This window comes from Bradyrhizobium sp. G127, from assembly GCF_021502575.1.
Lineage (GTDB): Bacteria > Pseudomonadota > Alphaproteobacteria > Rhizobiales > Xanthobacteraceae > Afipia.
Map to the genome: position 1 here is coordinate 1,022,471 of NZ_JAKFGN010000002.1, position 13,433 is coordinate 1,035,903.

General features: G+C 62.6%; 13 protein-coding genes. 6 read left to right on the plus strand and 7 right to left on the minus strand.

Annotation, left to right across the window (positions count from 1 at the left end; genetic code table 11):
- Window positions 1–18 precede the first annotated feature (18 nt).
- The gene (rfaD, locus tag LVY71_RS16990) at window positions 19–999 is read right to left on the minus strand and encodes an ADP-glyceromanno-heptose 6-epimerase (protein ID WP_235101025.1); all 981 of its coding nucleotides are present in this window, start codon (window positions 997–999) and stop codon (window positions 19–21) included.
- Between the two features lie 364 nt (window positions 1,000–1,363).
- Between rfaD and waaF the strand changes: the two genes are divergently transcribed.
- The 3 genes from waaF (at window position 1,364) to LVY71_RS17005 (ending at window position 3,628) form a co-directional block, all read left to right on the plus strand.
- A complete protein-coding gene (waaF, locus tag LVY71_RS16995; protein WP_235101026.1) occupies window positions 1,364–2,431 on the plus strand; it encodes a lipopolysaccharide heptosyltransferase II in 1,068 nt (355 codons plus the stop codon).
- A 79-nt stretch (window positions 2,432–2,510) separates the two neighbouring features.
- A complete protein-coding gene (locus LVY71_RS17000) occupies window positions 2,511–3,104 on the plus strand; it encodes a D-sedoheptulose 7-phosphate isomerase (protein ID WP_235101027.1) in 594 nt (197 codons plus the stop codon).
- A complete protein-coding gene (locus LVY71_RS17005; protein WP_235101028.1) occupies window positions 3,101–3,628 on the plus strand; it encodes an HAD family hydrolase in 528 nt (175 codons plus the stop codon). The genes LVY71_RS17000 and LVY71_RS17005 overlap by 4 nt, the downstream gene beginning before the upstream one ends.
- 7 nt (window positions 3,629–3,635) lie before the next feature.
- On the opposite strand, the gene waaC is transcribed toward LVY71_RS17005, so the two are convergent.
- Window positions 3,636–4,586, minus strand: a complete 951-nt coding sequence (waaC, locus tag LVY71_RS17010) for a lipopolysaccharide heptosyltransferase I (RefSeq protein ID WP_235101029.1) — start codon at window positions 4,584–4,586, stop codon at window positions 3,636–3,638.
- 209 nt (window positions 4,587–4,795) lie between these two features.
- Here waaC and galE point away from each other — a divergent pair, with 209 nt between their 5' ends.
- From galE to LVY71_RS17025, 3 genes are all read left to right on the plus strand, one after another.
- On the plus strand, window positions 4,796–5,809 hold the full coding sequence (gene galE / locus LVY71_RS17015; RefSeq protein ID WP_235101030.1) for a UDP-glucose 4-epimerase GalE: 1,014 nt from the start codon (window positions 4,796–4,798) through the stop codon (window positions 5,807–5,809).
- A gap of 120 nt (window positions 5,810–5,929) precedes the next feature.
- A complete protein-coding gene (locus LVY71_RS17020) occupies window positions 5,930–7,732 on the plus strand; it encodes an ABC transporter ATP-binding protein (protein WP_235101031.1) in 1,803 nt (600 codons plus the stop codon).
- A 51-nt stretch (window positions 7,733–7,783) separates the two neighbouring features.
- Complete coding sequence (locus LVY71_RS17025) at window positions 7,784–8,479, plus strand: fumarylacetoacetate hydrolase family protein (protein WP_235101032.1); 696 nt, start codon at window positions 7,784–7,786, stop codon at window positions 8,477–8,479.
- Here LVY71_RS17025 and LVY71_RS17030 read toward each other — a convergent pair.
- From LVY71_RS17030 to LVY71_RS17050, 5 genes are all read right to left on the minus strand, one after another.
- A complete protein-coding gene (locus LVY71_RS17030; RefSeq protein WP_235101033.1) occupies window positions 8,476–9,627 on the minus strand; it encodes an acyltransferase family protein in 1,152 nt (383 codons plus the stop codon). The genes LVY71_RS17025 and LVY71_RS17030 overlap by 4 nt on opposite strands.
- Window positions 9,628–9,631: 4 nt before the next feature.
- Window positions 9,632–10,927 (minus strand): amidase, encoded by a 1,296-nt coding sequence (locus tag LVY71_RS17035; RefSeq protein ID WP_235101034.1) that lies wholly within the window; start codon window positions 10,925–10,927, stop codon window positions 9,632–9,634.
- A 132-nt stretch (window positions 10,928–11,059) separates the two neighbouring features.
- Window positions 11,060–11,485: a cupin domain-containing protein gene (locus LVY71_RS17040; protein ID WP_235101035.1), complete on the minus strand. Its 426-nt coding sequence runs from the start codon at window positions 11,483–11,485 to the stop codon at window positions 11,060–11,062.
- Between the two features lie 31 nt (window positions 11,486–11,516).
- Window positions 11,517–13,055, minus strand: a complete 1,539-nt coding sequence (locus LVY71_RS17045) for a flavin-containing monooxygenase (RefSeq protein WP_249788537.1) — start codon at window positions 13,053–13,055, stop codon at window positions 11,517–11,519.
- Between the two features lie 77 nt (window positions 13,056–13,132).
- Window positions 13,133–13,309 carry a hypothetical protein gene (locus LVY71_RS17050; protein WP_235101036.1) on the minus strand — a complete coding sequence of 59 codons (177 nt, stop codon included), beginning with the start codon at window positions 13,307–13,309 and terminating at the stop codon, window positions 13,133–13,135.
- Between the last annotated feature and the right edge of the window lie 124 nt (window positions 13,310–13,433).

The following is a 13,433-nucleotide window of genomic DNA, read 5'->3' on the forward strand; positions in this document are numbered from 1 at the left end:
TAGATCCCTGTTGCACGATCAGCGGTAGCGATCGGGCCGGTCGAGAAAATCCCTGACATAGTGGCCTACGGCATCTTCCAGCGCCGTGAAGCCGCCATTGTAGCCTGCGCCATGCAGATGATCGACCTCTGCCTGCGTGAAGTATTGATAACTGCCGCGGATTTGTTCCGGCATGTCGATATATTCGATGTTCGGCCTGGCACCGAGCGCGCCGTAGGCCGCGAGGATCAGGTCGCGGAAGCTGCGCGCCTTGCCGGTGCCGACATTGTAGATGCCATTCACCGAGCGCGTCGCCAGCAGCCACATGATGACGCGCACCACGTCATCCACATGGATGAAGTCGCGCCGCTGGTCGCCATCGGCGATGCCGTCGCGATGCGACTTGAACAACTGCACCACGCGGCCGGAGCGGATGTCGTCGAACCGGCGCGCCAGCACGCTCATCATCGCGCCCTTGTGGTATTCGTTCGGGCCAAACACGTTGAAGAACTTGAGGCCGGCCCACTGCGGCGGCATTTTTTCGCCCTGCGCAAGGCGCTCGGCCACCGCCATATCGAACAGATGCTTGCTCCAACCGTACAGATTCATCGGCCGCAGCTTTTTCAGCGCGTCGCGCGAGGCATCGTCGCGAAATCCCTGCTCGCCGTTACCGTAGGTCGCGGCGGACGACGCATAGATGAACGGAACTGAATTCACCGTGCACCAGTCAAGCAGCCGCATCGACAGGCGGAAATTGGTTTCGATCACAAGATCGCCGTCGGTCGCTGTAGTCTCGGAAATCGCGCCCATATGCACGATGGCGTCGAGCTTGCGGCCGCTCAGCCATTGCGTCAGTTCGGCGGGCGGAACGATGTCGGCGAGTTGCCGTTTGGCAAGATTGCGCCACTTGCCGTCATGCCCCAGAAAATCGCATACGGCCACGTCCGCGCGGCCCGCATCATTGAGGGCGGCGACGACGTTCGATCCGATAAAACCGGCTCCGCCGGTCACCAGCAGCATGAAGGAATCCCGCCCAATTGACCCTGGTGTCCCGAATCCGAAGTTCGCCCTCTCTTGCGGCGCATTCGCAAGCGAACTTCGGATTCAAAGGGACACCAGAAGCCTATGATTCGCGTGTGGTTTTGGTTCGCAAGTCCGCAGATGCGCGAGCTGCAGAATGATGCGGACTTGCGAACCACCACACGCGTCACCTTTGCCTCAGTCCCGCCCGGCAGGCAACTCACGTCCGTTGATGTGGTGAAGCCGGGGGCCAGTGCCGGAGCCGATGAAAACGTATCTGGACGCCATGCAAGCGACGCGGTAACCGGCTGATTGTCCATAAGTCTCCTGGCCCTGTCGTGACCACCTCCAAACCCTTCAATATATGAATATAAATTCACTTCTAGACAACATCCAAGTGGTGCCTGATCCCTCGGAAACCAGCCCGATTCTGGTCATTCCGTATATGTGGATCGGCGATTTCGTACGGGGCCATACCGTCGTCCGGGTCCTAAATGAGCGTTGGCCCAATCGTCCGGTCGATCTTCTAGTCACAAGTCTCTGTGCTCCCCTTGTGGACTACATGCCTGGCGTCCGGCGCGGCATTGTCTGGGACCTGCCGCGTGGGCGGCTGGCCCTCGCCAAGCAATGGGCCCTGGCGCAGCAGCTTCGCGCCGTCGGCTACGGCACGGCGCTGGTGCTGCCCCGGACCTGGAAATCCGCTATTGCGCCTACCCTCGCGGGAATTCCCCAGCGGACAGGTTTCGTCGGCGAGGTCCGGTTCGGGCTGATCAACGACTGGCGCTGGGGCGAGCGGAAGATGCCTCGCTTCATCGACAAGAATGCCGCCCTCGCCCTGCCGTCCGACGCGCCGCTGCCGAAGGAATGGCCGGTGCCGCAGCTCGTGGTGCCGTCGGCGGAAGTCGCCGCGTGGCGACAGAAGAATGGCCTCGGCGACAGCGCCGCGGTCGCGCTGGCGCCGGGATCGGTGGGAGCCTCGAAGCGCTGGACCTATTATGCGGAAGCGGCACGGATGTTCGCCGAACAGGGCCTCGATGTCTGGGTGGTCGGCGGACCAGGCGAAAAGGCCATCGCCGCCGAGATCGTCAATTTTGCGGGACCGCGCGTCCGCGACCTGACCGGAACCGACCTGCGCAACGGCATCATGGCGATGGCGGCGGCGAAAACGGTGATCTCCAACGACTCGGGCCTGATGCATATCGCGGCGGCCATCGGCACGCCCGCCATCGGAATTTTCGGCCCGACCAGTCCCTATCACTGGGCGCCGCTGAATGGGCTTGCCGCCACGATCAAGCGCGCTACCGATCTGCCTTGCCAGCCCTGTCATCGGCCTGTCTGCACCCAGAACGATCATCACTGCATGCGCGACATCCCGGCCTCGCAGGTCGTGGAAGCTGCGCAGGGCGTGATGACGGCAGCGGCGCCTCGTTAAACATCCGGCGAGGGCCGCACTTGCGCCTCCATGCTGCGGTGACTACCACTGAGAGCCAATCCGAACGACACGGTGACATTTGAACCAGGACCGGATCGCCGCGCACTTCCAAAGCTCGCTCGACGGGCTGACGAGAGCCGTTCAAAGCAATGAGCTGCTTGCGACGACGCACACCATCGCGGGTGCGGTCGCGGATGCGCTGAAGTCGGGAAACAAGCTGCTGCTGATCGGTAACGGCGGCAGCGCCGCCGACGCCCAGCATATCGCCGCCGAAATCGTCGGCCGCTACAAGCAGGAGCGGCTCGGCTGGGCTGCGATCGCGCTGACCACCGACACCTCCGCGTTGACCGCTATCGCCAATGATTACGGTTTCGAGCAAATCTTCGCACGACAGGTCCAGGGACTTGCACACCGCGGAGACGTACTGTTCGCCCTGACCACGTCCGGACGCTCGCCGAATATCCTTGCGGCGCTGAAAACCGCGCGAAATCTCGGCGTGACCACCGTCGGCTTCACCGGCACGAAAGGCGAAAGCCTGCGCGCATCCTGCGACCATCTGTTTGTGTCGCCTAGCGACGACACGCCGGTGATTCAGCAAATTCACATGATGGCGATGCATGCGATCTGCGACGCGGTTGAACACATGCTGATCGACGCGACGAAAGCAAAATGACGAGCGGCAACGAGACCGCGCGAAAGCCCGCGGCTTTCCTCGACCGCGACGGCGTCATCAATCTCGACGACGCCTATGTCGGCACCCGCGAGCGACTGCGCTGGATGCCGGGGATCGCTTCTGCGATCAGGGCGCTGAACGAGGCCGGCTATTACGTCTTCGTCTTCACCAACCAGTCCGGCGTCGCACGCGGCTTCTTCTCCGAGGACGATGTCCGCGCGTTACACAACTGGATGCGCGATGAACTGGCTCGCGAGGGTGCACGCATCGACGACTTCCGCTATTGCCCGCACCATCCGGATGGAGTCGTTCCGGCCTATACGCGGGAGTGCCACTGGCGCAAGCCGCAGCCGGGCATGATCCTCGATCTGATGAAGCACTGGCCGATCGACAGAGAGGGCAGCTTGGTGATCGGTGACAAGCAACGCGATCTCGATGCGGGCTCGGCCGCCGGCATCGCAGGTTATCTATTTTCGGGTACGGATATTTCCAGCTTCGTGGATACCATTTTGACGAAGCGATAACGCGGCATCAGCCCACGAGCGGCAGCTTCTGCGCCGCCTCGATCACCCGCTCGAATGACGGATAGAGTCCCTTCCCGCCAGCCACCGTGATCGATCCGTTGCCGGCCGGGCCGGTGAGACCGGGATCGGTGGCGAGAAACACCGCGATCAGCGGCACGCTGTAGGCCGCCGCCAGATGCAGCAAGCCGGTATCGACACCGACAACCAATGCAGCGTTGGCAATCACTTTCGCCGTGGCGTCGAGCGGCTGACGATCCAGAATGCGGCTTCCAGGGATAGCGGCGGCGAGCCGCTGGCAGCGCTGGCGCTCGGCTTCATTGCCCCATGGCAACACCACATCGATGCCACGCCCGCGCAGCCATTTGCCGGTACCGATCCAATCCACCTCGCGCCATTCCTTCGCCGCGCGCGACGTACCATGCAGCAGCACGGCATAGGGCGCGCCGCGGTCCGTCGGCGGCCTGACCAGCCCGTAATCGATTGCCGCATCGGGTGCATAACCAAGACTCAGGCCGGTGAGCGCCCGGTTGCGCGCGACCGCATGCTGATTCCGCGCAACCTTGTGCTTCACGTCGTAGAACCATGACGCCACCGGTTCTTTGATGCTCGACGCATCATAACCATGACGTTCGCCCTCGGCAGTTCGCGCGATCAGCGCGGAACGGATCAAGCCCTGCGTGTCGATAACTTTGCCGCCATTCACCGAACGCAGCTTCGCCTTGAAGGCCGAGATTTCATTCCATGTCGCCGGCTGCAGCAGCCGCGACCGCCAGCGCCGCGTCGAAACAGCGATCACCTCGTCGATGGCCGGATGAAGCCGGGCCAGCGGTGCGAACGCCTCCTCGACGATCCAACTCAGCCGCGCATCGGGGAAATGCGCGCGCGTGTCGGTGACGGCCGGCATGTGATGCACCACGTCGCCGAGCGATGATGTCTTGATGAATAGGATACCGGGCATCGGCGTAATCGGGCTGAAACTCGTGAACGGCGTTACGTTTTGGAAACCATAAAGCGGTTTCAGGTGGGAAAAGCGACCGGATTCCCCGGGTAAGTTCGGCTTTATACCCCATTTCCATCGTTCCTCTGCAAACTTCCGGAAACAACTTCGCCCCACATTGCGCAGGACAGGCGCGACGCATGGGTCGCGCGGAAACAGGTTTGGAAATCATGACAGTACTGGTCACCGGCGGCGCAGGTTATATCGGCAGCCACACAGTTCGTGCGCTGGTGGACGCCGGGGCGAATGTCGTTGTGATCGACAATCTCTCAACCGGCTTCTCGCACTTTCTGCCGGAAGGCGTACCTCTGTTCATCGGCGACGCCGCGGACGAGAATCTCGTCGAAGGCGTAATCGCCGCGCACAACGTCGGTTCGATCATCCATTTCGCGGGCTCGGTGGTGGTGCCGGATTCGATGCGTGATCCGCTGGGCTACTACCGCAACAACACCATGACGACGCGCAATCTTCTGAATGCCGCCGTGAAGTGCAATATCAGCCGCTTCATCTTCTCGTCGACCGCAGCCGTGTATGGCAACCCGGATCAGATGCCCGTCGCCGAAGAAGCGCCGACTCGGCCGCTCTCGCCTTACGGCTCGTCGAAGCTGATGACGGAGATCATGCTGCACGATGTCGCGACCGCTCATGGCATGCATTACGTCGTGCTGCGCTACTTCAACGTCGCCGGCGCCGATCCGCAGGCCCGGATCGGCCTCGCCACCGTCGGCGCAACACATCTTCTGAAGATCGCGGTCGAGGCCGCAACCGGCCAGCGCGCCAAGATCGACGTGTTCGGGACGGACTATCCGACCGCCGACGGAAGCTGCATTCGCGATTTCATCCATGTCAGCGATCTGGCGCAGGCGCATTGCGCGGCGCTGCTGTATCTCGAACAGGGCGGCCCATCCGCGACACTGAACTGCGGCTACGGCCGCGGCTATTCGGTGCTGGAGACCATCGAAGCGGTGCGCCGCGCATCGGGCCGCAATTTCGCGGTCCAGTACGCCGACCGTCGGCCCGGCGACATCATGACCATGATCGCGGACACAGCCCGCATCCGCGCAACGCTGGACTGGACGCCGCAATACGACAATCTCGACACCATCGCCCGCCACGCGCTGGCATGGGAGGAAAAACTGCTGTCCGAGCGTCAAAATGATGGCCTGCAGGCGGCCTCCGCGTAACATCAAATCGAGTGAAAAGCCCCTGATTCGGCTTGAAAATCCGCCCCATAGCGGGCAAAGCAGTGTCATCGCTTGAACCCTGACGGGGCGCCGGTTGCGCCGGCCGTCAATGGAACGCGGATGACCGAGCTTCCACGCAAAATCACAGACGATCCCTATGGGGCGGCTGCCCTGATCCGCCGCCTGATCACCGAACAGGGCCTCCAGCACTGGCGGCGCTATGCGGTCGCGTTCACGCTGATGGCGCTGTCCGCCGGGGCCACGGCAGCATCCGCCTGGCTGCTCGGCGAAGTGATCAATCAAACCTACGTCAACCGCAGCATCAACGGCATCGTGATGCTGTCGCTGGCGATCATCGTTCTGTTCACGCTGAAGGGTGCCGCGACCTACGGCCATACGGTGATCCTGTCGAAGATCAGCAACGCCATTCTCGCCAGCAACCAGCGTCGGCTGTTCGCCAAGCTGATGCGCGAGAATGTCGGCTTTTATTCCGAACGTCACTCCTCCGAATTCCTCGCGCGGCTCACCGCGGGCGCACAGTCCGTGACCCAAGTGTTGAGTCTTTTGATCAACGCCGTCGGCCGCGATTTGCTGTCGCTGATCGGTCTCGCGGCTGTGATGGTGATTCAGGATCCGTGGATGTCGCTGTTCGGCCTGCTGGTGGCACCACCCGCACTGTTCGTCATCCGCAAGCTGGTGAAGCGGATCAAGCGCCTCGCGCACGACCAGTTCGCCGGCACCGCCGACATTATGGAGACTATGCAGGAATCCCTGCAAGGCATCCGCACGGTCAAGGCCTTCACGCTCGAAGACACCATGCAGGCGCGGATCGACAGGAACATCGGGCTCGTTGAAAGCAACGCCAACAAGATGGCGCGGGTGCAGAGCCGATCGAGTCCGCTGATGGAAACGCTCGGCGGCTTCGCCATCGCAGGCTGCCTGATGTACGGCGGCTATCGCATCATCGCGACCGGCGCGACGCCGGGACAGTTCTTCTCGTTCATCACCGCCTTCCTGCTGGCTTATGAACCGGCCAAGCGGCTCGCGCGGCTCAACATCGAGTTGAACAGTTACCTGATCGGCGCGCGCAAGCTGCTTGAAATTGTCGACAGCCCCGCCAGCGAACCTGACGACAGCGACAAGCCGGCGCTACAACTGACAGAGGCGAAGGTCGAGTTCCGCGACGTGACGTTCGCTTACCGCGGCAATGAAACAGTTCTCAACCGCATGAGCTTCGTCGCCGAGCCCGGCAAGATCACGGCGCTGGTCGGGCCGTCCGGCGGCGGCAAATCTACCGTGCTGGCGCTGTTGCTGCGACTCTACGAGGCGAAGTTCGGCGCCATCGTGATCGACGGACAGATTATTTCCGACGTGTCGCGGCGCTCGCTGCGCCAGCAGACGGCCTATGTCGGACAAGACGTCTATCTGTTCCGCGCCACCATTCGCGAGAACATCGCCTTCGGCAAGGTCGGGGCGACGGAGGCGGAGATCGTCGACGCCGCAAGGGCCGCCTGCGCCCACGACTTCATCATGAGTTTCCCGCTCGGCTATGACACGCCGGTCGGCGAACACGGCACGCAATTGTCCGGCGGCCAGCGCCAGCGCATCGCCATTGCGCGCGCGCTGGTGAAGGATGCGCCGATCATTCTGCTGGACGAAGCCACTGCGGCACTGGACTCGGAGTCGGAGAAGCAGGTGCAGGAAGCCATCGAGCATCTCTGCCAGAACCGCACCACCATCGTGATCGCGCACCGCCTCCACACCATCATGCACTCCGACCAGATTCTGGTCGTCGAGAACGGCAGCATCGTGGAGACCGGCCGTCATGACGATCTGCTGCGGCGCGGCGGACGCTATGCCTCGTTCTTCCGCTTGCAGCATCGTGAAACCAATCCGCTGGCCCCCATCGCCGCCAGCGCATAAGATCGTCTCGTCATCAGCCCCTCTTTTTCCCTCCCAGGCACCGGATCCGTCATGAGCGCCAGCGCACCGTTCGTCATTGCCACCCCGACGCAACCATCGATCCCTGTCGCGGGAGAATCCAAATCGTTTCCGGTGCGCCGCATCTGGTGTGTAGGCCGCAACTATCTCGAACACATCCGCGAACTCGGCAATGACGAGCGGCAGCCGCCGTTCTTTTTCGCCAAGCATGCCGACATGATCGCGGCGGATGGCGCGACAATTCCCTATCCGTCACTGACCAAGGACTTCCAGCACGAGGTGGAACTGGTGGTCGCGCTGAAGAGCGGAGGCGCCAATATCGACGCGGCCAAGGCGCTCGATTGCGTCTACGGCTATGGTGTCGGCATCGATCTCACCCGCCGGGATTTGCAGATGGCATCGCGCAAGAAGGAGCAGCCCTGGGAGATCGGCAAGTCGTTCGACCAGTCGGCACCTTGCGGCGCGCTGCGCCCCGCCGCCGAAATCGGCCACCCGGTGAAGGGCAAGATCTGGCTGTCGGTCAACGGCACCGAGAAGCAGAAAGGCGACCTCTCCGAGATGATCTGGAACGTTCCCGAGATCATCGCGAAGCTCTCGCTGCAGGTCTCGCTCGGCGCGGGCGACATCATCATGACCGGCACGCCCGCCGGCGTCGCGGCGCTGCAGCCCGGCGACAAGATCGAGGCCGGCGTCGACGGCATCGGCACACTGAAGGTTGCGATCGGCTAAACCGATTTAGCTGCGATCGTCGAAGCCGGCGCAGCAACGGCGAGCGGAATCACGCCGACTGCGTTGCGTAGCCTGACGCGCAACGGCCGCTCGACAAGATAGTAGAGTAACCCAGCGCAGCCGACACAGACGGCAATCGATAGCCCGTAAGCCGCGATTGCCGCCACCGGCCCCATTGCCTGAAGACGCTCCGGCTTCAATACGATATTCAGAGCCCGCAGCAGCGGGAAGTGAACCATATAAAGCGAGTATGAAATCTCACCGAGCCAGACCAGCGGCGCGAGCGAAAACAGCCTGGCGGCAACACCGCTCGACATCGCGAGCGTACCGATGAAGATTGCAAGCAGTCCGATCAGCGCGAAATCCGGCACAGCGAACGACGACCCCACCAGAAACGCCAGCAGCGCAATTATCGCCAACGCATCGTTCAGCGCAGATTTACTCTCAAGCGCCTGACGCAGGGTTGCATAACGGCAGAGCGCCGCACCGCAGACGAACGAACCGGCAATCCGCACCAGCGCCGACGGCGCAATCCAGGCGCCCGAAAGACCCCATCCCGCCATCGCGAAAATAATCGCTGCAGTTCCGAGACTCACAGCCGCAATCAGCAACAAGATTCGCGGCTCGCGCACGCGGCCGAGACCCGCCGCCACCAGCGGGAAACACAGATAGGCGAACCATTCGGCGCTGATCGACCATGACGGCACATTCCAGCTGACCTGATCCGTGACGCCCCACGCGTGCACCAGCAGAAGCTGCCACGGCAGTTCGCTGAACATGAATGCCTCCGGCGACCGGAGATTCAGTCCCAGTTTTCCTGCACTGAACACCACGGCAACCAGCGCAGTCAAAACCGCGATATGTACGGGATAAAGCCGGATAAAACGATGCCACATGAAGATCGCGAACGCTCGTGCGGTCGGTTGTTGCATGCTCTCGAAGTAAACATAGGTGAGAATGAAGCCTGACAGCAGGAAGAACAGGTCGACGCCAAGATAGCCGTGCGCCACCACGCCAATGCTTTGAAGACCGACCGGAATGTTCTGGTCTGCATGCAGGAACAGCACCAGAAATGCTGCAAGCGCACGAATGCCTGTGAGCGATGCGATAGCGGGCCTTGACCGTGGGACGTCGGTGGCAGATGCCATCGCGTTATGCCCCCAGTTGCCGCTCCACCGCGGCGGCAATCGCAAGCAGCTTGCGATCCTCACCGTGGCGGCCGACCAGCATCAGCCCGCAAGGCAGCACGTTGCCGAAACGCATCGGCAACGAGATCGCGCAGACATCGAAGAAGTTCCAGATCGCGGTATTGCGCAGCGCCATGATGTTCTTTGCAGTGAACGCATCCGCCGTCGCAACCTCGTCCATGGTCGGCGCGACGATCGGCACCGTCGGCATTACCAGCACATCGACCCTGTCGAACACGGTGTCCATCTGAGCGATGCCGCGCTCGCGATCGCGCATGGCGAGAATGTAATCGGCGGCGCTGACATTGGCGGAGCGCAGCAGGCGCGCCCGCACGTTGGGATCGACGCCGTCGCCGGCTTCCGCCAGCAATTCGCGATGGATCGCATAGGCCTCCGGCGGAGCGATGCCGCCGCGCTCGTTGGCGGCGTGCATGATATCCAGCGCATCAAGCGTAACGTCGGAGCCTTTCCAGTGCGGCGCGAGTTTCGCCAGCGCCTGCGGGAACGCCTTGCCGACGGTTTCGTCCAGATTTTCGATGACGTATCCTTGGGCAAATCCGGCGCGCACACTCTTGAGGTCAATCGCCGCCAGCTGCGACGGAGTCTCGGCCGCCATGACGGCATCGGCATTGGCGCAATCGGCGACGCTCCGCGCGATGGGGCCGACCGAGTCGAGCGTGAACGACAGCGGGAACGCGCCGGTGCGCGGCACGCGCCTCACCGTCGGCTTGAAGCCGACCGCGCCGCAGAACGCCGCCGGAATGCGGGTCGAGCCGCCGGTGTCGGAACCGATGGCGATCTCGCACATGCCGTCAGCCGCCGTGACCGCCGCGCCGGAGGATGAGCCGCCCGGCACGCGCTTGCGGTCGGCGGGATTGCCCGGCGTTCCAAAGTGAGGATTTGCACCGAGGCCCGAATAGGCGAACTCAGTCATGTTGGTTTTCGCGACGATCACCGCGCCAGCCTCGCGCAGTCGCGTCACGATGGCCGCATCCGCCGTTGCGGGCTTGCTGCGTGTAGGCAGCACGCGCGAACCGGCGCGAGTGACCTCGCCCTTGATGTCAAACAGATCCTTGACGGTAACAATCGCGCCGTCGAGCGGGCCGAGCGCGCCGCCGGATTTTGTCCGCAGGTCAGCAGCATCGGCAGCCTTGCGCGCCGCATCAGCATAAACGGTGAGACAGGCGCGCGCGCCCTCGCCTGTGGGATCGGAAATACGATTGAGAGCTTGCTCGAGACGGTCGCGGGAGGACTGGGTCATGTTTCTTTTTTGTTTTGAGGAAGCGGGATCGGGAGAATGGAATCTCCGGCGCAGGAAGGCAATGCCTCCATACGCATGAACGCCGATCCGCCGCCAGGCGCAAACCTCGCGGCAGGAACAGGATCGAAATCCCTACTTCTGCAACACCACGTTGGCCGCACCCTTCTCGACCATGTCGATGACCAGCAGCTTGACCGGCTCGGTGCCGGTGTTGGCGCCGTAGTGCCACTGATCGACCGCCTCGAGGATGAAATCGCCGGTCCTGAAGGTCTCGGTCTTTCCGGTGTCGATATTGGTCACCGCGATCGTACCCGCCTGCACGTAGGCGTAGCGCGGAAACGGATGCTTGTGCGTCGGCAGCACCGCACCGGGCGGAATCTCGTAAGTCGAGACCAGCACCTGCGCATTCTTCTGCGGCAGCACGATGGGCTGGCCGCTCGATGTCACGGTGGAGGAGAGCACCGGCTTGACCACGACCTTAGCTGCCGTCGCCTGATTGTCGGCATGGAGCGGCGATGCAAGCAGCATCAGACCAAACACGAACGGGAGGGATTTCATCGCAGCAACCTTCGGCAGAATCACGGTGCGATCAGCTATACACTATCACGCCGTCATCGACCTTGCCGTAACGCAGCGTCACAATGTCCAATGCGTAATTCTGGTACAGTTTCCACGGCCGCTTCGAGCCCTGCTTGGGCATCTTCGCCACCGAACGCTGCACATAACCCGAGGTGAAATCGAGCCAGTTCTCCTGCTTCACCTCAGGGTCGAGATTGCGCGGTGTACACTGCTTGTAGCCGTGCCGGTCCATGTAGTTGACGAGACGGCAGACATATTCGCAGGTGAGATCGCATTTCAGCGTCCACGAGGCGTTGGTGTAGCCGAACGACGACGCCAGATTGGGCACGTCGGAATACATCATGCCCTTGTAATTCATCGCCTTGGCGAAATCGACCGCGCGGCCGTCGACGCTGACCTGCATGCCGCCAAGCACCTGCAGGTTGAGGCCCGTTGCGGTGACGATGAGATCGGCCTCAAGCTCGCGGCCGTCGGCGAGACGAATGCCAGTCTCGGTGAAAGTGTCGATGGTGCCGGTCACCACCGAGGAACGCCCCTCCTTGATCGACTTGAACAGATCGCCGTCGGGCACGAGGCACAGCCGCTGCTGCCACGGATTGTAGCGCGGCGTGAAATGCGTGGCGATGTCATAATCCGGCCCGAGCGCGCGGCGCACGCCGCCGAGGATCAATTGCTTGGCGCGTTCCGGCTTGCGGCGGCAGAGCTGAAAGAAATACATGCCAAACAGCACGTTGCGCCAGCGGATCAGATGATAGGCGAGCTTAGCGGGAAGTTTCTCGCGCAGCCTGTTGGCGAGCGCATCCTCCGCAGGACGCGCGACCACATAGGTCGGCGAGCGTTGCAGCATGGTGACATGCGCCGCAGTCTTGGCCATTTCCGGCACCAGCGTCACGGCGGTGGCGCCGGAGCCGATCACCACCACGCGCCTGCCGGCGTAGTCGATGTCCTGGGTCCACTTCTGGGGATGGACGATGCGGCCCTTGAACCTGTCCGCGCCGGGAAACGCCGGCTCGTAGCCGCTCTCGTAGCTGTAATAGCCGCTGCACATGAACAGGAAGCCGCAAGTGAAGCGGACGATTTCCTTGTCAGGCCCCCGCTCCGCTTCCACCGTCCAGCGCGCATCCTGCGACGACCACGACGCGCTTTTGACGCGGTGATTGAACCTGATCTTGCCGACGATGCCGTTGTCGGAGGCGGTCTCGCGCACGTAGTTGAGAATGCGCGGCCCGTCGGCGATGGCCTTGGCCTCGGTCCACGGCTTGAACGAATAGCCCAGCGTGTACATGTCGCTGTCGGAGCGGATGCCGGGATAGCGAAACAGATCCCAGGTGCCGCCGATGGCGTCGCGACCTTCAAGAATGGCGTAGCTCTTGCCGGGGCAATCCCGTTGCAGGTGATACGCCGCGCCGATGCCGGACAGGCCCGCGCCGACGATCAGCACATCGACATGGCTTTCGATGACGTGGCTTTCGATCCTTGGGGCCGCAACCGCCCCAGCATCGGAAATTTCGTTTGAAACATTGTTGGCAATCGCGGCATTCGCCGGCATGGGTGATCTCCCTGCCGGAATTTGCGCGCAGACGGGGCACAATTGCAATACCGATGCGGCGGCGGGAATGCCTTGGCCTACCAGCGGACGGTCTGACTCGGCACGATGAACGAGGCGGTGTCGGTTCTCGGCACGTGATTGATGTAGTGCACACCCGCCGCGATCAGCACCACCACCGCGACCACGCCGGCGAATTCGAGCAGCCGCTGATCCAGCCAGGTGTCATCGGGCTTGTGGTCGTCCGTCTTGCGCATTGCCGTCACTCCTCTTTGCGGAAGCTGACGGATCAATGCGGCGCGGGCGGCGGCTGTTCCCTGCGCGGGCGCAGCATTCGACACTGCGCCGCAACAGAAAGGGCAGACAGCAAAAAGCCCCATC